The 20,117-nt window shown below is 70.7% G+C and carries 20 protein-coding genes and 2 riboswitches; of the genes, 7 read left to right on the top strand and 13 right to left on the bottom strand.

The features are described from left to right. Positions 1-11: 11 nt before the first annotated feature. A riboswitch (cobalamin riboswitch) is annotated at positions 12-220 on the top strand. 127 nt (positions 221-347) lie between these two features. Then, positions 348-2,750 (top strand): ribonucleoside-diphosphate reductase subunit alpha, encoded by a 2,403-nt coding sequence (locus tag OHA21_RS15620; protein WP_328474598.1) that lies wholly within the window; start codon positions 348-350, stop codon positions 2,748-2,750. Continuing rightward, entirely contained in the window at positions 2,750-3,745 is a 996-nt protein-coding gene (locus OHA21_RS15615) for a ribonucleotide-diphosphate reductase subunit beta (RefSeq protein ID WP_328478426.1), read from the top strand. Before OHA21_RS15620 ends, OHA21_RS15615 begins: the two co-directional genes overlap by 1 nt. A 47-nt stretch (positions 3,746-3,792) precedes the next feature. On the opposite strand, the gene OHA21_RS15610 is transcribed toward OHA21_RS15615, so the two are convergent. The 7 genes from OHA21_RS15610 to OHA21_RS15580 form a co-directional block, all read right to left on the bottom strand. Next, positions 3,793-4,560 carry a CbtA family protein gene (locus OHA21_RS15610; protein ID WP_328474596.1) on the bottom strand — a complete coding sequence of 256 codons (768 nt, stop codon included), beginning with the start codon at positions 4,558-4,560 and terminating at the stop codon, positions 3,793-3,795. Then, entirely contained in the window at positions 4,551-4,754 is a 204-nt protein-coding gene (locus tag OHA21_RS15605; protein WP_328474594.1) for a CbtB domain-containing protein, read from the bottom strand. Before OHA21_RS15605 ends, OHA21_RS15610 begins: the two co-directional genes overlap by 10 nt. 57 nt (positions 4,755-4,811) lie before the next feature. Then, positions 4,812-4,884: riboswitch (cobalamin riboswitch) on the bottom strand. 78 nt (positions 4,885-4,962) lie between these two features. Continuing rightward, entirely contained in the window at positions 4,963-5,628 is a 666-nt protein-coding gene (locus OHA21_RS15600; RefSeq protein WP_328474592.1) for an ABC transporter ATP-binding protein, read from the bottom strand. Next, the gene (locus OHA21_RS15595; RefSeq protein ID WP_328474590.1) at positions 5,625-6,548 is read right to left on the bottom strand and encodes an ABC transporter ATP-binding protein; all 924 of its coding nucleotides are present in this window, start codon (positions 6,546-6,548) and stop codon (positions 5,625-5,627) included. The genes OHA21_RS15600 and OHA21_RS15595 overlap by 4 nt, the downstream gene beginning before the upstream one ends. Continuing rightward, positions 6,545-7,393: an ABC transporter permease gene (locus OHA21_RS15590; RefSeq protein ID WP_328468700.1), complete on the bottom strand. Its 849-nt coding sequence runs from the start codon at positions 7,391-7,393 to the stop codon at positions 6,545-6,547. Before OHA21_RS15590 ends, OHA21_RS15595 begins: the two co-directional genes overlap by 4 nt. Then, a complete protein-coding gene (locus tag OHA21_RS15585) occupies positions 7,386-8,378 on the bottom strand; it encodes an ABC transporter permease (RefSeq protein WP_328474588.1) in 993 nt (330 codons plus the stop codon). Before OHA21_RS15585 ends, OHA21_RS15590 begins: the two co-directional genes overlap by 8 nt. Next, positions 8,348-9,937 (bottom strand): ABC transporter substrate-binding protein, encoded by a 1,590-nt coding sequence (locus OHA21_RS15580; protein WP_328474586.1) that lies wholly within the window; start codon positions 9,935-9,937, stop codon positions 8,348-8,350. The genes OHA21_RS15585 and OHA21_RS15580 overlap by 31 nt, the downstream gene beginning before the upstream one ends. 442 nt (positions 9,938-10,379) lie before the next feature. Here OHA21_RS15580 and OHA21_RS15575 point away from each other — a divergent pair, with 442 nt between their 5' ends. The 3 genes from OHA21_RS15575 to OHA21_RS15565 are packed head-to-tail and all read left to right on the top strand — an operon-like array spanning position 10,380 to position 11,778. Continuing rightward, entirely contained in the window at positions 10,380-11,009 is a 630-nt protein-coding gene (locus OHA21_RS15575; protein WP_328474584.1) for a superoxide dismutase, read from the top strand. Beyond that, complete coding sequence (locus OHA21_RS15570; protein WP_328474582.1) at positions 11,006-11,254, top strand: superoxide dismutase; 249 nt, start codon at positions 11,006-11,008, stop codon at positions 11,252-11,254. Before OHA21_RS15575 ends, OHA21_RS15570 begins: the two co-directional genes overlap by 4 nt. Beyond that, entirely contained in the window at positions 11,254-11,778 is a 525-nt protein-coding gene (locus OHA21_RS15565; protein WP_328474580.1) for a GNAT family N-acetyltransferase, read from the top strand. The genes OHA21_RS15570 and OHA21_RS15565 overlap by 1 nt, the downstream gene beginning before the upstream one ends. 40 nt (positions 11,779-11,818) lie before the next feature. On the opposite strand, the gene OHA21_RS15560 is transcribed toward OHA21_RS15565, so the two are convergent. The 4 genes from OHA21_RS15560 to OHA21_RS15545 form a co-directional block, all read right to left on the bottom strand. Beyond that, positions 11,819-12,220: a hypothetical protein gene (locus OHA21_RS15560; RefSeq protein WP_328474578.1), complete on the bottom strand. Its 402-nt coding sequence runs from the start codon at positions 12,218-12,220 to the stop codon at positions 11,819-11,821. A gap of 61 nt (positions 12,221-12,281) precedes the next feature. Next, positions 12,282-12,923: a response regulator transcription factor gene (locus tag OHA21_RS15555; RefSeq protein ID WP_328474575.1), complete on the bottom strand. Its 642-nt coding sequence runs from the start codon at positions 12,921-12,923 to the stop codon at positions 12,282-12,284. Further along, positions 12,911-14,035 (bottom strand): sensor histidine kinase, encoded by a 1,125-nt coding sequence (locus OHA21_RS15550; RefSeq protein ID WP_328474573.1) that lies wholly within the window; start codon positions 14,033-14,035, stop codon positions 12,911-12,913. The genes OHA21_RS15555 and OHA21_RS15550 overlap by 13 nt, the downstream gene beginning before the upstream one ends. Next, complete coding sequence (locus OHA21_RS15545; protein ID WP_328474572.1) at positions 14,032-14,196, bottom strand: hypothetical protein; 165 nt, start codon at positions 14,194-14,196, stop codon at positions 14,032-14,034. The genes OHA21_RS15550 and OHA21_RS15545 overlap by 4 nt, the downstream gene beginning before the upstream one ends. Here OHA21_RS15545 and OHA21_RS15540 point away from each other — a divergent pair. Both OHA21_RS15540 and ppk2 read left to right on the top strand, forming a co-directional pair. Continuing rightward, a complete protein-coding gene (locus OHA21_RS15540) occupies positions 14,195-15,424 on the top strand; it encodes an alpha/beta hydrolase family protein (RefSeq protein WP_328474571.1) in 1,230 nt (409 codons plus the stop codon). The genes OHA21_RS15545 and OHA21_RS15540 overlap by 2 nt on opposite strands. Positions 15,425-15,643: 219 nt before the next feature. Beyond that, a complete protein-coding gene (gene ppk2, locus OHA21_RS15535) occupies positions 15,644-16,543 on the top strand; it encodes a polyphosphate kinase 2 (RefSeq protein ID WP_328474570.1) in 900 nt (299 codons plus the stop codon). On the opposite strand, the gene OHA21_RS15530 is transcribed toward ppk2, so the two are convergent. After that, positions 16,533-18,272 (bottom strand): ABC transporter ATP-binding protein, encoded by a 1,740-nt coding sequence (locus tag OHA21_RS15530; protein WP_328474568.1) that lies wholly within the window; start codon positions 18,270-18,272, stop codon positions 16,533-16,535. The two genes, ppk2 and OHA21_RS15530, sit on opposite strands and share 11 nt — an antisense overlap. Continuing rightward, positions 18,269-19,966: an ABC transporter ATP-binding protein gene (locus OHA21_RS15525; protein WP_328474567.1), complete on the bottom strand. Its 1,698-nt coding sequence runs from the start codon at positions 19,964-19,966 to the stop codon at positions 18,269-18,271. The genes OHA21_RS15530 and OHA21_RS15525 overlap by 4 nt, the downstream gene beginning before the upstream one ends. Between the last annotated feature and the right edge of the window lie 151 nt (positions 19,967-20,117).

Genomic DNA, 20,117 nt, shown 5'->3' with positions numbered 1-20,117 from the left:
GGCCGCCCATATATGGTGTGCCCGCAGCTGGTTCGGCCGAGCCTTTCAAGGGCCCGGCCGAGGCAACAGGGAACCCGGTGTGATACCGGGACTGCCCCGCAGCGGTGAGTGGGAACGACCGCCGTCATGAAGCACTGGGCTCCGGCCTGGGAAGCGACGGCCAGTAGGAGCGAGTAGGCCGCCCACGAGTCCGAAGACCTGCCAGCGCGCCGTGTGCCGAGGGGGCGCACGGCGGTCGAAGGTCGCGTGGGACGGCCGACGCCATCGAACCGGGCGCCTGCCGTGGTCCCGGTGGCGTCCTCCTGCGTGCCCGACGACCTGTCGAGAGGGCATGAAGGAGGGGGCATATGACGACCACGGCGGAAACCAGTGCAGTGGTGCCGGAGCAGCGCCGGCACGTGATGCAGGTCCGCAAACGCAACGGTGACCTGGAACCGGTCGACGTCAACAAGATCGTCAAGGCGGTCGAGTTGTGGGTCGCGGACCTCGACGAGGTGGATCCGCTGCGGGTCGCGACCAAGACGATCAGTGGGCTCTACGACGGAGCGACCACCGCTGAGCTGGACAAATTGTCGATCCAGACGGCCGCCGAGCTGATCGGTGAGGAGCCGCAGTACTCCAAGCTCGCCGCCCGGCTGCTGGCCGCGTACGTCGACAAGGAGGTTCGCGGCCAGCAGGTGGCGAGCTTCAGCCAGTCGATCCGCTACGCCCATGGTCTCGGTCTGATCGGCGACGAGACCGCGGCGTTCGTGGCCCGCAACGCCCGCAAGCTCGACGACGCCATCGACGCGGCCGGTGACCTGCGGTTCGAGTACTTCGGCCTGCGGACCGTCGCCGACCGCTACCTGCTGCGCCACCCGCAGGAGCGCGTCGTCGTGGAGACCCCGCAGTACTGGCTGCTGCGGGTGGCCTGCGGCCTGTCGAAGGACGCCCGCGAAGCGATCGGCTTCTACCGGCTGATGTCCTCGCTGGCGTACCTGCCCAGCTCGCCGACGCTGTTCAACTCCGGGACCCGGCACACCCAGATGTCGTCGTGTTTCCTGGTCGACTCGCCGCGCGACGAACTGGACTCGATCTACGAGCGGTACCACCAGGTTGCGAAACTGTCGAAGTTCTCCGGCGGTATCGGCATCTCCTGGACCCGGGTCCGGGGCCGGGGCGCGCTCATCCGCGGCACGAACGGCAAGTCCAACGGCATCGTCCCGTTCCTCAAGACCCTCGACGCCGGTGTCGCCGCGGTCAACCAGGGTGGCCGGCGCAAGGGCGCGGCCTGCGTCTACCTGGAGCCGTGGCACCCGGACGTCGAGGAGTTCCTGGAGCTGCGCGACAACACCGGCGAGGAGTCGCGGCGCACCCACAACCTGAACCTGGCGAACTGGATCCCGGACGAGTTCATGCGCCGCGTCGAGGCGGACGCCGACTGGTCGCTGATCGACCCGTCCGACGCCCCGGAGCTTCCCGACCTGTTCGGTGAGGAATTCACCGAGGCATACCGGGCGGCCGAGAAGAAGGCCGTCAAGACCGTCAAAGCCCGGGATCTGTACGGGCGGATGATGCGCACGCTGGCGCAGACCGGCAACGGCTGGATGACCTTCAAGGACCGCTCCAACGCCCTGTCGAACCAGACCGGTTCTCCCGGTAACACGATCCACCTGTCGAACCTGTGCACCGAGATCCTCGAGGTCAACTCGGACGCCGAGACCGCGGTCTGCAACCTCGGCTCGATCAACCTGGGCGCGCACACCACCGCCGAAGGCGTGAACTGGGAGAAGCTGCGCGAGACCGTCCGGACCGCGGTGGTCTACCTGGACCGGGTCATCGACATCAACTACTACCCGTCACAGCAGGCTGCCGCGTCGAACCCGCGGTGGCGGCCGGTCGGGCTGGGCCTGATGGGTCTGCAGGACGCGTTCTTCACGCTGGGCCTGCCGTTCGACTCGGACGCCGCCCGCGAACTGTCGACCCGGGTGCAGGAGGAGATCTTCCTGACCGCCCTGGAGTCGTCGGTCGCTCTCGCCCAGCAGTTCGGGCCGCACCCGGCCTACCCGGAGACCCGGGCCGCCCGGGGTGACCTGCACCCGGACCTGTGGGGCGCCACGGTCTCGCAGACCGAGCGCTGGGCCACAGTGAAGGAGAAGATCGCCGCGCACGGGCTGCGGAACTCGCTGCTGATCGCGATCGCGCCCACGGCGACGATCGCGTCGATCGCCGGCTGCTACGAATGCATCGAGCCGCAGGTCAGCAACCTGTTCAAGCGCGAGACCATGTCGGGTGAGTTCCTTCAGATCAACACCTATCTGGTACGCGAGCTGAAGGCTCGCGGCCTGTGGACCGCCCCGATCCGTGAGGCGATCAAGCGGGCCGAGGGCTCGGTGCAGGGCATCACCGAAATCCCCGCCGACGTGCGCGAGCTGTTCCGGACCGCGTGGGAACTGCCGCAGAAGGCGCTCATCGAACTCGCGGCGGCGCGTGCCCCGTACATCGATCAGTCGCAGTCGCTGAACCTGTTCCTGGCCGCGCCGACGATCAACAAGCTGTCCTCGATGTACCTCTACGCGTGGAAGGCCGGTCTCAAGACCAGCTATTACCTGCGGTCGCGCCCCGCGACGCGCATTCAGCAGGCCACCGTCGCGGTCACCGCCCCGGTGGCAGCTCCGGTGCAGGTCGCACCGGTGTCGCTGATCCCGGCGCTGACCGAGGCCGAACTCTGCTCCCTGGAAAACCCCGAATCGTGTGAGGCGTGCCAGTAATGCTGTTGGACCCCGGAATGGACCTGACCCTGCGGCCGATGAAGTACCCGCACTTCTTCGACCGGTTCAAGGACGCCATCAAGAACACCTGGACCGTCGAGGAGGTCGACCTGCACGGCGACCTCGCCGACCTGGCCCGCCTCTCGGACGCCGAGAAACACCTGGTGTCGCGGTTGGTCGCGTTCTTCGCCACCGGTGACACCATCGTGGCGAACAACCTGGTCCTCAACCTGTACCAGCACGTCAACTCCCCGGAGGGCCGGCTCTACCTGTCGCGGCAGCTGTTCGAGGAGGCCGTGCACGTCCAGTTCTATCTGAACCTGCTCGACACCTACGTGCCGGACGAGCAGGAGCGGTTCGAGGCGTTCGCGGCGGTGGAGAACATCCCGTCGATCGCCCGCAAGGCCGAGTTCTGCTTCAAGTGGATCGACTCGGTCTTCGAGCTGCGCGAGTTGAAGACGAAGGAGGACCGGCGGGCATTCCTGCTCAACGTGATCTGCTTCGCCGCCTGCATCGAGGGCCTGTTCTTCTACGGCGCTTTCGCCTACGTCTACTTCCTGCGCTCCCGCGGCGTGCTGCAAGGCCTGGCGTCCGGCACCAACTGGGTGTTCCGCGACGAGAGCATGCACATGGCCTTCGCTTTCGACGTGGTCGACCAGGTCCGCGCCGAAGAGCCGGACCTGTTCGACGCCGACATGGAGCAGCAGGTCCGCGACATGCTCGCCGAGGCCGTCGAGTGCGAGGTGCAGTTCGCCGCCGATCTGCTCGAACAGGGCGTCTCCGGGATGTCGCTCGGTGACATGCGGGAATACCTGCAGCACGTCGCCGACCGGCGGCTCGCCGCGCTCGGCATCGAGCCGGTCTACGGCAGCAAGAACCCGTTCGCGTTCATGGAGCTGCAGGACGTCCAGGAGCTGTCCAACTTCTTCGAGCGGCGCGTCTCGGCGTACCAGGTCGGGGTCTCCGGAACCGTGAGCTTCGACGACGACTTCTAGAAAAGCCAAGCGCCCCGGAAGCATGCTTCCGGGGCGCTTGGCCGTTCTTACGCTGCGGCGGTCTCCTCGACCTGGGCCGCCGGCTGGGCCGGGGTGGCGCGCGGTGCGACCAGCGCGGCGAACGCGATGCCCAGCACCGTCCACAGCACCGTCTGCACGCCCAGCGAAGTCACCCGGAAGTCCCACAGCAACGTCGCCGGGAACGTCTCCGGAACCTCCTCGATGGTCGGCAGCAGCAGGTACGCCACCGCGACCACCACCAGGAAGCCGACCACGGCGCCGACCGCTCGCCGCCATTCCACGCGCTGGGTGCGGGCGGCCAGCACCGCGGCCCAGACCGCGATCAGGCCGAGCACCAGCGCCGCCAGATAACTCCAGGTGCGCTGGTTGATGGTGGCCGGATCACCGACCGCCGGCGGATTCGGCGGATACTTCAGGAACGGCACCACCACGGCACCGAGCAGCGCCGCGCCGGCCAGCTGCAGCGCGGCCCGGCTGTCGCTGCCGGTGTGCAACCGGCGGCGCAGCAACGCGTACCCGGTGGCGAAGATCCCGCCCATGGCCAGACCGAACAGCGTGGTGGCCAGCACCAGACCGGCTTTCTGCCCGTCCCGGCTGACGACCGGCTCCTCGTGATGACCGGCGTCGCCGGAGGCGTCGGCGGCGGCCTCCTCGATGGCGATGGCGGCGTCGATGTGCGGCTCACCGAAGACGAAGGCGAAGCCGCCGGCCAGCAGGCCGGCGATCAGCCCGGCGAGCAGGCCACGGATCAGCAGGGCACCGAAACCGCGGCTGGGGGAGTCGGTCAGTGGCACGGCACACCCAGCAGGTGACGGCCGTCGTGCATGAGCTCGTGCAGGTACTCGCCGCTCTGCGAGATGGCGCCCTGGTCGAAGGCGACCAGATAGGCCAGCAGCAACATCACCACGACGACCGCGACCGCCGTGCCGAGCAACCGGCCGGAGATCGCGGGGGCGCCGGTGGGGTGAACCGGCTGAACGTCGGACATGCGAGATCAAACCTCCTACGGGATGACGCGTCCCGCTCGTGGGGCTGCGGCGGGCGAGCTTCCTGACTCCCGGCCCGTTCACACGGGCCGGTCACAGTGGCGCGACCGCACCGGTCTCTCACCGGTTTCCCTCGCGTCGCCGCAGTTGGCTCCCTCAACTTAGTGTTGCCTGAGAGCCGGCACAACAGACGCTGGGCGCGGGGAGAGCTCAGGCTGCTTGCGCCGGGCCCGGCATGTCGGTGATCCGGTCGGCCCAGCGGGTCAGCAGTGCCGGGTCGTGGCTGACCACCAGCACTCCCGTGTCGTTGTCCTGCTGCTCCTGTCTGATGACGGCGGCCACGTGTGCCTGGGTGGAGGCGTCCAGCATGGTGGTCGCCTCGTCGCACAGCAGGTACCGGGGCCGGTGTATCAGCGCCCTGGCCAGGCAGGCGCGTTGCAGCTGGCCGTCGCTGACCGCGTGGGGGCGCCGGGTGAGCAGGTCGGGGGTGAGCCCGACGCGTTCGGCGAGTTCGGCGACCCGCGACTGGACCTGGTCGCGGGGTGCCCGGGTGGCGCGCATCGGTTCGGCGATCAGGTCGGCCAGGCTCAGCCGGGGGTCGCTGGCCGCGCGGGGGCTTTGGAACAGCAGCCCGATGCGGGTACGGGTCTGCGCGGGAACCCGATGCCGGGCGCCGTCGACGCGTTGCCCGTCGAGGTCGATGTGTCCGCCGGTGGGGGCGTGCAGCAGCGCGAGGACCCGTACCAGTGTGGATTTTCCGCAGCCGGAGGGGCCGCGAAGACCGACGGTCTCGCCGGGCGCGACGGACAGGGAGACGTCGTCGAGCACGCGGCGGCCGCGGTAGCCGGCCGAGACGCCGCAGGCGGCGAGGGTCATGCCGGCACCTCCGAGGGCAGCAGCGGGTGGTGGCAGGCGACCGGTCCGACCGGTTGGGTCGCGCACGCGTCGCTGGCGCGCGGGCAGCGCGCGGCGAACGCGCATCCCTGCGGGAGCGCGGTCAGCATCGGTGGGTGGCCGGGGATGGGCAGGAACTCCCGCTGGGGGAGGGCTTGCAACAGCGCGGAGGTGTACGGGTGAGCCGGTGCCGTGAACACCTCGGAAGCCGCCCGGTGCTCGACGACGCGGCTGGCGTACATGACGGCGACGGTGTCGGCGACGCGTTCGGCCGCGGCCAGGTCGTGGGTGATCAGCAGGACCGCGCCGCCGTCGTCGCAGCGGCGGCGCAGCAGGTCGAGGGTGTGGTCGACCAACGGCCGGTCCAGCCCGGTCGTCGGCTCGTCGGCGATCAGCAGGGCCGGATCAGGGGCGAGGGCGAGGGCGGTCACCAGGCGCTGCGACATGCCGCCGGACAGCTGGAACGGGTAGCGGTCGAGGTCAGCCGCCTGCAGACCAGCGTCAGCGGCGACCTGGTCGGCGAGGTGCGGGTCGCGGCCGTGGGTGCGCAGCGTCTCGGTGAGCAGTTTGCGGCCGGTGCGCACGGCGGTGAGCGCGGTGGCGGGGCTCTGCGGGATCAGGCCGAGGCGCCGGCCGCGGATGCTGCGGGCGAGTTGCTTCTCGCCGCAATGCAGCAGGTCGGTGCCGTCGAAGGTGGCGTGGCCCGTGACCACGGCGTTGGCGGGCAGCAGGCCGAGCAGCGCGTGGGCGAGCACCGACTTGCCGCAGCCGGATTCGCCGACCACGGCGAGCAGCTCGCCCCGGCGTACGGTCAGATCGAGCGCTGTCACCGCCTGAACCACCGCATCGCGCAAGCGGAAACGCACGCTGAGCCCTTCGGTGCGCAGCAGGGTTTCGGTCATAGGTTGAGCTCCGCTCGGACTCGGGGATCGAGGCGGTCGCGCCAGCGGCCGGCAAGCGCCGCGATGGCCAGGGTGACCACGATGATCAGCAGGCCGGGAACGATGCTGGCCCACCAGGCGCCGGTCAGCAGGGACCGCTGCCCGTCGTTGATCATGTTGCCGAGGGAGGCGAGGTGCGGCGGCAGGCCGAGTCCGAGGAACGACAGCGACGTCTCGTGCCAGACCGCGTGCGGGATCATCAACGTGGTGGCCAGCGCGATCTTCGGCACCACGTGCGGCAGCAGATGCCGGGTGAGCACGCGGCGGCGGCTTGCACCGCCGGAGATCGCGGCGTCGATGAACGGGCGGGTCCGCAGCGTCAGCAGTTCCGAGCGGACGATGCGGGCGGTGGACAGCCAGTGGGTGAGCCCGATGGACAGGATCACCGCGCCGAGGCTGGGGCGCAGCATCGCCACGATGAAAATGCCGAGCAGCAGGTGCGGCAGCGCGGCGAGGGTGTCGACGACGCGCATGAGCACCCGGTCGGTCCAGCCGCCGAGCAGGCCGGCGAGGCCGCCGACGATGCCGCCGAGCACGGAGGCGGCCAGGGCGGCGACGATGCCGACCAGCAGCGAGACGCGCAGGCCGTAGATGCTGCGGTGCAGCACGTCGCGGCCCAGGTCGTCGGTGCCGCCGGGATGGGCGGGCGACGGCGGCTGCGCGATGTTGTCGAGCGCCACGGCGCTCTGATCCAAAGGCCACAGCAGGGGCACGAGCACGGTGGCGCCCAGCGCGACGACGAGGACGACCGCCGACAGTTGCGGGACCGGCAGTCGGCGGGGGCGGGGCAGGGCGAGGTCAGCCATCGATACGCACCCGGGGATCGGCGGCCGTGTAGGCCAGGTCGGTGGCCAGGTTCGCCAGCAGCACCACCGCGGTGGTGATCAACGTGATCGCGGCCAGCAGCGGGAAGTCGCTGCCGAGCGCGGCCTGCACGGTGACCCCACCCAGTCCGGGCAGCGAGAAGACGGTCTCCACCAGCACCGACCCGCCGACGATCTCCGGCAGGTGGGTGCCGATCAGGGTGAGGAACGGCAGCAGCGCGGTGCGCAGGGCGTGGCCGAACAGGACGGTACGGCCGCGCAGGCCCCGGGCCCAGGCGGCGAGCACGTGGTCGTCACGCAGGCTCTCGGCGACCGAGTCACGCACGAACAGCAGGAACCACGGCGCCTGCGAGATCGCCAGGACGGTCACCGGGAGCACGAGGTGGTGCGCCACGTCGGTGAACGAGGTGGACGTGGCGGTGACATCAGTCAGCCCACCGGCCGGGAACCAGCCCAGCGCCAGGGCGAACACGGCGATCGCCGCGAGGGCCAGCCAGAAGACCGGCATCGACTCGACCGCGTACGCCGCCGCCCGCAACGCCCGGTCGAACAGGCCGCCGCGCCGGTAGGCGGCGATGGTGCCCAGCACGAGGCTGCCGATCAGGACCACCGCGAGGGTGATCCCGATCAGCAGCAGCGTCCAGCCGGCCCGGGCGCCGATCACCGCGGCGACCGGCTCGTGCCGGGAGGTGGACCAGCCCAGATCTCCCTGCACGAGGTTGGACAGCCAACGGAAGTACTGCACCGGCAGCGGGTCGTCGACACCCCAGTTGGCGCGGATCTGCGCCAGGTTCTCCGGGGTGGCGGTGAACGCGGCGGCTCCGGCGTACTGCATGGCCGGGTCCATCGGGGATGCCGCACCGAGCAGGAACATGCCGATCGTGGTGGCGAACAGCACCGGTACGGCGACGGCGAGCCGCCGCCGGATCACGGTGATCAATTCTTGGACCAGGTGTGCAGGTTCCACCAGATGCCGCCGGCCACGCCGTGCTCGTGCGCCTCGACGCGCGGGCTGACCCCGGTGATGTTGTCGCGGATCACGTAGGTGTGCTGCAGATAGGTGAGGAACACCCAGGGCGCGTCGGCGGCGAGTTGCTTCTGGAAGGTGGCGTACGCGGCCTTGCGCTGGGCCGGGTCGGTCTGGCTGCGGCCGTCCTGCAGTGCCTTGTCGACGACCGGCGAGGAGTAGGAGCCCGGGTTGAAGAAGCCCTGCTCGGCGAACTGGGAGCCGAACAGCTTGTAGGAGACGAAGTCCGGGTCGAACGGCGTGCCCCAGCCCATGATCAGCGCGTCGGACTTCATCCGCGGCGTGATCGCGTCCCAGGTCAGGCCCTCCGGCTTGATCTCGATCCCGGCCTTCTTGGCATCCGAGGTGACCGCGAGGGCGAGTTCCTTGCGCAGGCTGTCGGCGGCCGGGTACATCAGCGTCAACTCCGCGCGCTGAGCGCCCTTGGCCCGGATCCCGTCGGCGCCGGCCGTCCAGCCGGCCTCGTCGAGCAGCTTCGCCGCCGCGGCGGTGTCAGCCGTGCCGGACCCGGCGATCGACGCCTCGGCGAACTCGGAGGTCGGCGGGACCGGCCCGAACGCGGGCTCGCCGGCCCCACCGAGCACGCCGGCGACCATGGCCGTGCGGTCGACGGCCACGTTCAGCGCCCGCCGGATCGCCGGGTCACCGGTGACCGGGTCCTTCATCGGCAGCATCACGCCGCGGTAGTCGGCGGTCGGCACCTTGTGCACGGTGAACCCGGCGACGCCGGTGAAGCCCCCGGTCAGCTTCGGTGCGAGCTCGACCGCGTCGAACTCGCCGGCCCGGGCCCGCTGAGCGCGCACGTTGTCGTCCGGGACGAAGGCGACCACGACCGAGTCGTTGGCCGGTTTGCCGCCCCAGTAGGTGTCGTTCGCGGTCAGCACCATCCGGTCACCCGGCGTCCAGGACGCCACCTTGTACGGCCCGGTGCCGATCGGCTTGCGGTTGAAGCCGGCCTTGTTGACGTCCTGACCCTGCAACGCCTTCGCCGGGACGATGCCGAGGTTCAGCCGTTGCAGGAACGGCGCGTAGGCGTACTTGAGGGTGAACTTGACCGTGGACGGGTCGCTCGCCTCGACCTTGTCGAGCATGTCCAGGTCGGAGCGGATCGTGGAGTCCACCTTGGGGTCGAGCACGGAGCGGTAGGTGAAGACGACGTCCTCGGCGGTGAGCGGGCTGCCGTCGTGGAAGGTGACGCCGCTGCGCAGTTTGGCGGTGACGGTGGTGCCGTCCACCGTCGGCAGTTGCTCGGCCAGGGCCGGAACCAGCCTGTTCTGCGCGTCGCGGGCGACGAGGCCGTCGAACATCAGCGCGGAGCCGTCGGCGCCGTAGCCGAGCACCGGGTTCAGCGTGTCCGGTTCGCCGGAGGTGGCGACCACGAGGGTGTTCTGGGCGGCACCGGTGCCGCTGCTGCTGTCCGGATCGGAGCAGGCCGTCAGCGTGGCAGCGATCAGGGTGGCGGCGGCAAGTAGGGCGGCAGGACGTTTTCTGGGCAGCATGGATGGCTCACCTTGGGGGCGTCGGGCATTGATGCCAGCCTTTACTAACTGCCAACTCCTGGCAATAAGCGTGATCATCCGCACGCTGATGATCTCGTTCGCGTGGTGCCTCGCTTGTGCAGACATCGACGTCCTCTCCGAAACAGCTGCCGTGCTTCGGGTTCGGCCGAGGCGCTGCGGTGGATGGTCGAGGCCGGCTGAAAGTCCGCTGGAGATGCCGGGCCGCCGACGCGGATGCCAGGCGTGAAGGGCGCTCCGGCGGCGTGGATCATCGCGGGCCGGAACGCCCTTCATCGTCGACGACGGCGCACGCGCCGCCCGGGGCGGATGGTCACGGCCAAGCAACACCCCCACCCTTATAGCCAGCATTTCGTAGTTGCCAGATACTTGCAATAGTCCATACTGGGCGAGGCAGAAGTCAATTGATCACCGGAAGGTCCCGATGGCCGTTTACACGCTTCCCGACATGCCCTACGACTACGGCGCGCTCGAGCCCGCGATGTCGGGGCAGATCCTGGAGCTGCACCACAGCAAGCACCACGCGGCATACGTCAAGGGCAGCAACGACACCCTCGACCAGCTGGCCGAGGCGCGCGACAAGGGCGACTACAGCACGCTGGTCGGGCTGGAGAAGACCCTGGCGTTCAACCTGTCCGGGCACGTGCTGCACTCGATCTTCTGGAACAACCTGCGCCCGGGCAGCAGCGCCGACCGTCCCGACGGCGAACTCGAAGCGGCGATCACCGAGCATTTCGGCTCGTTCGAGGCGTTCGCCGGGCAGCTGTCCACGGCGACCAAGGGCGTGCAGGGCTCCGGCTGGGGCGTGCTGGCCTGGGAGCCGCTGTCGCAGCGGCTGATCGTGGAGCAGGTCTACGACCACCACGGCAACGTCGGGCAGGGCTCCACGCCGATCCTGGTCTTCGACGCCTGGGAGCACGCGTACTACCTGCAGTACAAGAACGTGCGCCCGGACTACGTCGACCGGCTGTGGAACCTGGTCAACTGGGCCGACGTGACCAAGCGGTTCGACGCGGCCCGCGCCGCCGGCAACCCGATCATCATCGCCCCGTGACCGACGCCGGCCCCGGGCCGGCATTCCTCGCGGCGCAACAGGCGGCGGGAGTCATCGCGGCCAAACACCGCGGTGACTTCGCCGGCGCCGAGGAACTGCTCGCCTCCATCGGCGACGAAGCCATGCGTACCCGAGGCTTCTGCCTGCTCGCCGAACTGGCGCTCAGCCTCGTCCGGTCCCAGACCGGGCAGAGTATGGACGAGCTGGTCCAGGAACTCACCCTGCTCATTGCCGAGGCCGGCTGATGTACGCCATCACGGCGGTCACGGCCGGGCGCCTGCGCAGCCTGCAGGACCAGCTTCTCCCGGTCTACCAGCAGTGCTTCTCCGGCCCGCCCTGGAACGAGACACCCGAGCAGATCGCCGGCTATCCGCAACGGCTGGCCGGGCAGACCACGAACCCGGCAGCGTACGGCGTCGTGGCCTACCGCGAGGGCGAACTCGCCGGAGCCGTCTACGGCTGGCCGGCCCCGGCCCTGCTGCCCGCGGACAACGAGTTCGACCGCGCCCTGCGCGACGCCGTCACCCCGCAGGTCGCCGCGCTCCTGGTCGCTCCCGCTGTCGTCGTCGCCGAACTGATGGTCGCGCCCGCCCACCGCGGACAGGGGCTCGGCCGCAAGCTGCTCACCCGCTATGTCGCCGGCCACCCCCGGGCCTGGCTCGTCGCCCACCCCGACGCGGCCGCGGTCAGGCTCTATGAGTCGACCGGCTGGACACGGCAGGCCGCCTACACCGTCGCGGGCGAGCCGTGCGTGCTTTACGCCCGTTGAGGCGCCGGCACCGCGCGACCCGAGGACGGCGGGTGAACGGTCAACAGCTGTTCGCCGGGTACCAGTCCGACGCATAGCCGTTCCACACGGCCCGGAACTTCCGGACCGGGTAGTAGATGAGGTACGGGTCCGGATCCACCAGGATGTCCCAGTCGTATTGGATCACCCCGCCCTCGACGGCATCGACACGAGCGCTGACATCCGCACCGTCATACAGGTTGAAGTCGCGGATGTAGAGGCTGTGCGGCGCCGAAGCGAACCAGCTCCACTGCACCTCTCCCAGAGGTTTGCCGTTGTCGGCGATGTAGGTGATCGTCCGGGCGTAGACGCCGTTGCAGGTGACCTGTCGCCTGAAGGCAAGTGCCGCCTCGGCGGAAGCGACAAGCCCGGTCGCAACGACAACGATCACAGTGATGGCCTGGGCCAGGAACCTGCGGACCATAGACGTACCCCCACTCCCGACGGGTGTCTACATAGGATGCCATGGGAGCTGAGCGGTCACCTCAAAAGCGCAGATACCGGAGGACGGCGAGGACCCGGCGGTGGTCGGAGTCGGTAGGCGGAAGATCCAGTTTGGTGAAGATGTTGCCGATGTACTTCTCCACCGCGCTGTGACTGATCTTCAGCTCGCCGGCGATGCCGTTGTTGGAACGGCCCTCGGCCATCAGTCGCAGCACGTCCGACTCCCGTGGGGTGAGCCGTTCCAGCGGGTTGGCCCGATGCCGCACGAGCAGTTGGGCGACCACCTCCGGGTCGAGCGCGGTGCCGCCGGCGGCGACCCGGCGCACAGCGGCCAGGAAGTCGGGCACGTGCGCCACCCGATCCTTCAGCAGGTAGCCGACGCCACTGGTCCGGACGGACAGCAGGTCGGTGGCGTACCGCTCCTCGACGAACTGGGACAGGACGACGACGGCGACGGCCGGGAACTCGTGATGGATGACGAGGGCGGCCCGGATGCCCTCGTCGGTGTGCGACGGTGGCATCCGCACGTCGACGAGCGCCACATCGGGCCGGTGCACACCCACCGCACGGAGCAGCTCGCCGGCGTCGGCGACAGCCTCGACGACGTCGAAACCGCCGTCGGTGAGCAGTTTGGTCAGGCCGGCCCGCAGCAGCACCGAATCCTCGGCGATCACGATCCGCACGGCAGCTCCACGGTGATCGTCGTCGGCCCGCCGGCCGGGCTGTGCAGCGCGAACGTCCCGTCGACGGCGGCGGCACGCCGGGCCAGCCCGAGCAGCCCGGTGCCGTCGCCGCCGGTGGTCGCACCACCCCGGCCGTCGTCGGTGACGACGACCCGCAGCCGGCCGGCGGCGCGTTCGACGATCACCTCGGCGTGGGTGGCGCCGGCATGCTTGCTGACGTTGGTGAGCGCCTCGGAGACGACGAAGTAGGCGATCGCCTCCACCACCGGCGAGCACCGCGCCGGCACGTCGACGCGCAGCCGGACCGGCAGCGGTGCGCGGGCGGCGACACCGGACAGGGCCGCGTCCAGCCCGCGGTCGTCGAGCACGGCGGGATGCAGCCCCCGGACGAACTCGCGCATCTCGGCGAGAGCCTGAACGGCCTCCTCGTGGGCGTCCTCGATCGCCCGCATCGCCGGTCCGGAGGTCCCGGCGAGGTTGGCGCGGGCCATGCCCAGGTTCATCGCGAGCGACACCAGCCGCTGCTGCGCGCCGTCGTGCAGGTCGCGTTCGATCCGGCGGCGTTCGGCGTCGGTCGCAGCCACGACGTCGGCCCGGCTCCGGGCCAGCGACTCCACCCGCATCGACAGCTCCGCACGGCGGCCGGGGCCGAGCAGGGCGCGCGCCAGAGCCGTGTCGGCACGGGCCACCCGGGCGGCCGTCCAGGGCGCCACCACCACCAGCACGGCGAACGCCACGCCGGTGAACAACGCCAGCAGGTGATAGGCGATCTGCCGCCCGCGGGCCGGCCGGGCCGGCGGTGGGATGTCGGCGCCGAGCAGCACCCGGAACCGCCGCCGCTGCACCATGGTCAGGCTCCGCGCGGCCACCAGCGCCAGCCACGGCGCGACCACGGCGAGCAGCACGAACCCGACAGTGGTCGGCCAGTCGCCGGGGTTGGCGTACAGCAGGCTCCAGCCCGCGCAGTAAACGGCGCCGATCGGCAGGACGCCGGTCAGCGCGAAACCGAGCACTCCGAGTGGCAGGCCCACGAGCGTGTGGACGGCGACCCGCCAGGTGCGGGCCGCGCCGGCCGGCACCGTCCAGGAGTTCATCGCTTCCGCCGCTGTCATGTGATCAAGGTAAACACCGTCCGCTGCCGCGGCGACAGGGCTACCCGCCCGTCGCCGGGTGCGGAAAACCCCACCCCGGACCGGCTGCCCGCCCCACCGACAACTCGTTCCGCTTCCGGCAGCGTGATGGGCATGCTGAAACCGGCCACGATCACGAACATGACTGCTGCCGTACGGCCACTGCGCCGCCGTACGCTGCTCACCGCCGCCCTGGCCTCCGGTATCGGCCTGACCGCCGCCGCGCCCGCCGCCCTGGCCTCCGGTCCCGGACCCGCTGCCCGTTCCCGGCCCGCCGGGGGATACCTCCTACCCGCGCCGACCGGCCCCGCCGCGCTCGGCACCGTCGCCCTTCACCTGCGTGATACGACCCGCACCGATCCGTGGGTGCCGGGCCGCCCGGCCCGGGAGATCATGATCCAGATCTGGTACCCGGCCCGGGACCTTCGCGGCCACCTGCCGCAGCCGTGGCTGTCACCCGGCGCGGTGCCTCACTTCTCCGAGACCTTCGGCCTGCCCGCCGACCGGATCCTGAACACCCGTACGCACGGCCGGACCGGGGCGCCGGTCCTGCGCAGGACCGGCGGTCACCCGGTCCTGCTGTACTCGCCGGGCCTCGGCGGCGACCGCGGCACCGGCACCGTCCTCGTCGAGGATCTGGCCGCCCACGGATACATCGTCGTGACCATCGATCACACCCATGACGCCTCCGAGGTCGAGTTCCCCGGCGGGCGGGTCGAGGTCGCCGCTCTTCCGCCGGACCTCACCGACGAGGTCGTCGTCCAGGCCGCCGCCGTCCGTGCCGCCGACACCCGGTTCGTCCTCGACCAGCTGGCCGCCCTCGACGCCGGCCGCAATCCGGACGCCGGACGCCGCCGGCTGCCGGACGGTCTGCGCGGCGCGCTCGACTTGCACCGCATCGGCATGTTCGGCCATTCCCTCGGCGGCAGCACCGCCGCCGCCGTGATGCACGACGACCCCCGCCTCAAGGCCGGCGTCAACCTGGACGGCACCTTCGTCGGCCCCGCCGCGGTCGGCGGTTCGGCCCGGCCGTTCTTGCTGGTCAGCAGCGACCACGGCCCCGGCGCCGAAGATCCCACCTGGAACACGTTCTGGGCCGCCCACCGCGGCTGGAAACGCCAGCTGAGACTGCGCGACTCGGTCCACGGGTCGTTCAACGACGGCGTCGCCCTCTACCCTCAGGCCGCCACCGAGATCGGGCTCACCCCGCAACAGCTGGCGGAGCTGGTCGGCACCCTCGACCCACAACGATCCATCGGGATCCAGCGCACCTACCTGCGCGCCTTCTTCGACCAGCACCTGCGATGCCGGGGCGGTCGCCTGCTCGCCGTCTCGGACCCGCGTTACCCGGAGATCGACTTCATCCGTTGACGAGGTCTTTCCCGCAGCGGGGGGCGGCCGGTTCTACTGCTCCGTGGTCTTCTGACCTTGTTCCGTCACGTCCCGAGACGCCCCCCGCTGAGCATCGCCAGCTGTGAGCGCAGGCCTTCGGCGAGGGCGGCGGCGCAGAGTTCGTCGAGGGTCGAACGGCTTCCGGCGACAGCGAGGTCGCCCGCGACAAACTGCGGCGCGGGGATCGATACTCGAGGGGTGGTGATACGGCAGAACTTTCGGGAGTACCTCGAGCAGCTGCTGCGCGACGGCTACAGAGTGCGGCACGACCCGCACCTGTCGGATCCCGATCTGATCGATCCCGGCGGCAATCCGGTCGAGACCTGGCGCGAGGACTACCCGTACGACGCGCGGCTCGACCGCGACGTCTACGAGCACGAGAAGTATCAGCTGCAGATCGAGCTGCTGAAGTTCCAGAACTGCGTCCAGGAGACCGGGACAAAGCACGTCATCCTGTTCGAGGGCCGCGACGCCGCAGGTAAGGGCGGCACCATCAAACGGTTCATGGAGCACCTCAACCCGCGGGCCGCCCGGGTGGTCGCCCTGACCAAGCCGACGGAGACCGAGCTCGGGCAGTGGTACTTCCACCGCTACGTCGCGCAGCTCCCCACGGCCGGTGAGATCGTGCTGTTCGACCGGTCGTGGTACAACCGGGCCGGCGTGGAGCGGGTGATGGGCTTCGTCTCCGATCCCGACTACGAGATCTTCCTCAACCAGGCGCCGATGTTCGAGAAGATGCTGGTGGACAGCGGCTTCTCGCTGACCAAGCTGTGGTTCTCGGTCGCCCAGTCCGAGCAGCGCACCCGGTTCGCGATCCGGCAGATCGACCCGGTGCGCCGCTGGAAACTCTCGCCCATGGACATCGAGTCGCTGGACCGCTGGGACGACTACACCACCGCGAAGGAGGCGATGATCGAGCACACCGACACCGATTACGCCCCGTGGACGTCGATCAAGAGCAACGACAAGAAGCGGGCCCGGCTCAACGCGATGCGGTTCTTCCTGAATCAGTTCGACTACGACGACAAGGACACCTCGGTGGTCTATCCGGCGGATTCCCTGCTCGTCCAGCGCGGCCGCGACTCGATCAAGGATTGACGCGCGCCGACCAGGCCGCCCACAGCTGGGCGTAGCGGCCGCCCGCCACGACCAGCTCGGCGTGCGGGCCACTTTCGGCGATCTTGCCGTCTTCCATGACGATGATCCGGTCGGCGGCCTTCGCCTGGGTGAGCCGGTGGGCCACCACCAGCGCCGTACGCCCGGCCAGCGCCGCCGCGGCTGCCTGCTCCAGATCGCGGGCGCCCGCGCTGCCGGCTTCGGCGGTCGCTTCGTCCAGCACCACGACCGGCGGGTCCATCAGAACCACCCGGGCCAGCGCCAGCTGCTGCGCCCGCGCCGCGGTCAGCGGGTAGCCGCCGTCGCCGATCACCGTGTCCAGGCCGTCGGGGAGATCCTGTGCCCAGCCCAGGGCTCCCACCCGGGCCAGCGCCGTGCACAGCTCGTCGTGCGACGCTCCCGGGCGGGCCAGGCGCAGGTCCTCGCTGAGCGGACCGGCGAACACATGCGTCTCCTGGCTGACGATCGCGATCGTGTGCGCGGGCAGATCAGCGACGGGCACACCGCCCAGCGTCGCCTCGCCCCTGCCGGGCCGCAGGAGGCCGGCCGCCAGCGACGCCGCGGTGGTCTTGCCGGCGCCGGTCGAGCCGACCAGCGCGACCAGCTCCCCGGCCTCGATGCGCAGCGAGACGTCGTGCAGCACCGGCGTGACCCCGTCATAGCTGAAGGCGACGCCGTCGAGGACCAGGTCCCGGCCCGGCGGCGAGGCGCCGCCAACGCGGCGTTCGACGTCCATGCCGAGTACGCCGACCAGGCGGGCCAGACTCGCGCCGGCGTCCTGGGCTTTGTCGAAGGTGACCATCAGCAGGATGATCGGGCCGAACAGGCGGTGCACCAGCAGCGCGGTCGCCGACACCTCACCGATGCTGACGGCGCCCTGGCGGACCAGCAGGAACCCGAGCACCAGCACCGCGCCGAGCCCGGCCAGCTCGGCCCGGTTGATGCGCCCCACGAACCGGGTGTAGAGGGCGAACACGTTCACCGAGATGTCGCGGGCGCGGGTGGACGCCGCGGTGATGCCGTCGAGGTGCCGGTCCTCCAGGTGGTACGTGTGCACCGTACGGATGCCCTGCATGCTCTCGACGAACTGCTGGGACCGTTCGGCGATGGCGACGCGCTCGGCCGCGTAGGACGGGGCGGCGCGCGGCAGGTACCAGCGCAGGCCGAGCACGTACAGCGGGACGGCGACCGCGCCGGCCAGGCCGAGCCGCCAGTCGATGCCGACGATCGCGGCGAGGCTGATGACGGCCAGCAGCAGCGCCGAGATCATGCTGGGCAGTACGTCGGAGACGGCCTTGTCGATGGCGGTGATGTCCGCGCTGACCCGCGACAGCAGGTCGCCGCGGCCGACCCGGTCGAGCACCTGCGCGGGCAGCCGCAGCGCCGTGTCCACGGTGCGTTCGCGCAGGTCGGCCAGGATGCGCGAGCCCAGCCCACGGGTCAGGTGCCCGGCCAGGCCGGTCGCGGGGCCACCGGCCAGCGCGGCCACCACGATGATCACCGCGACCGGGATGATCGCGGCGGTGTCACCGCCGGAACGGACCCGGTCGACGAGCAGCCCGAGCGCGTACGCCGGAACGATCGCGGTGCCGGCGGCGAGCAGCCCCGCAGCCAGGGCGAGCGCGGTGGCGGCCTTGCGGGCGCGCAGTTCGGCGCCCAGCCAGACCCGGCTCTCCCGGGTGCCGGCCACCGGCAGGGTCTGACCCGTCATCGCAGCACCGTCCGGCGGTAGGTGTCGTCGTCGGCGGCGAGCTGGGCGTGGGTGCCCTCGGCGGTGACCGTGCCGTCGCCGATGACCACGACCCGGTCGGCGGCGGCGAGCAGCGCCGGGCTGCTGGTGATCACGACGGTGCCGAATCCGGTGTCCGGGCCGTGGCGCAGCGCGCGGATGCCGTCGGCGATGGCGTTCTCGGTGACCGCGTCCACGGCGGTCGTCGGGTCGTGCAGGACGAGCAGCGGTGGCCGGGCCAGCAGCGCGCGGGCCAGCGCGACGCGCTGGCGCTGGCCGCCGGACAGGTTGGTGCCGCGTTCGGTGACCGGCGCGTCGAGGCCTTCCGGGTGCAGGCGCGCCACCTCGTCGGCGGCCGCGGCGCGCAGGGCTGCGGCCAGCTGGTCGCCGGCCTCGCCGTGGATGCCGATGTTGGAGGCCAGGGTGCCGGTGAACAGGTCCGTCTGGTGCGGTTCGACGTGCAGCAGGCGGCGGGCCCGGCTGCGGTCGACGGCGTCCAGGCGTTCACCGCCGAGCAGGATGTCGCCGTCGTAGCCGTCGGGCACCGCCAGCAACCGGACCAGCGCCTCGGCGTCCACCGGCCGGTGCGCCACGACGCCGACGAACTCGCCCGGGCGTACCCGCAAATCCAGACCGGAAAGGGGGCCGTGCGTGACATCGGTGAGGTGCAGCTCGCAGCGGGTGCCGGACGGCGCCGCGGCGCCGTCCGGCAGGATCAGCCCGGCCTGGGTGACGGAGGCGACCCGGTCGGCTGCGGCCCGCGCCGCGGCAGTCCAGCTGGGTACGACCGCGAGCACGCCGAACGGCTCGATGAGGAACTGGGCGGAGCCGATCACCGTGATGAACTGGCCGACCGTGATCCGCCCGGTCAGCGCCGACCAGCCCGCCGCGATCGCGATGCCGCCGGCCAGCAGCGTGCTCAGCGTCGTGGACGCGCTCAGGTACGCGTTCTGGGTGCGCGAGGCCCGCAGCGTGGCGTCCAGGGACTGCCGGCTGACCACCCGGTAGCGTTCGGCCGCGGCGTCCTGGGCGCCGATGCCGCGCAGCGGGCGCAGACCGGTGACCAGGTCGGTGGCCAGCGAGGTCGCCCGGCCCGCCTGGTCCTGCTGGTCACGGACCCGCCGGGCGATCACCGGCGCGGTGAGGTTCAGCACGGCCAGCACGAGCGGGGTCGCGATCAGCACGGCCAGCCCGAGCGGCGCCGAGATCACCAGCAGCGTGACCGCGCTGACCGTGACCGCCACCAGGGCGCTGGTGATCCGCGGGATGTGGTCGAGCAGGTAGGACGTCAGGTCGGCATCCGACGTCGACACGGTGAGCAGGTCACCGGCGGCCCGGTCGGTGCGCAGCCCCCGCGGATGCAGGATCTTCGCGGCGAGCTCCACCCGCAGCAGATGGCCCTCCTCGGCGATGGCCCGCTGCAGCTGCCGCGCGCCGAACCGGTAGGTCACCACCAGCACCAGATAGACCAGCGCGAGCACCGTGATCCAAATCAGCAGCGCGAGCACGTCGCCGGTGCCGACGGCCCGGTCGACGATCACGCCGATCAGGATCGGGACCAGCGCCGCGCAACCCTGGTACACGCCGGCCAGCGCGGTCCCGGTCCACAGCCGCTTGCCGTTGCGGGCGACCGCCCTGCGCAGGATCGCGGTGCCGGGACTCGCCTTGCGGGACAACGGAGGCCTCCAGGGAAAGATCAAGTTAGGCGAGCCTAACGCTTGGCCCTCCCAGGCCACGCAACCCCTGCACGGTACGCATGAGGCACGCGAAAACCCCCGGCGTTCGGCAGGCCGAAACCGGGGGAGTTCGTCTGATCTTCGAGTTCGG

The sequence above is a fragment of the Actinoplanes sp. NBC_00393 genome (assembly GCF_036053395.1).
Classification (GTDB): Bacteria; Actinomycetota; Actinomycetes; order Mycobacteriales; family Micromonosporaceae; genus Actinoplanes.
This window is presented reverse-complemented; position numbering and strand designations above follow the sequence as displayed.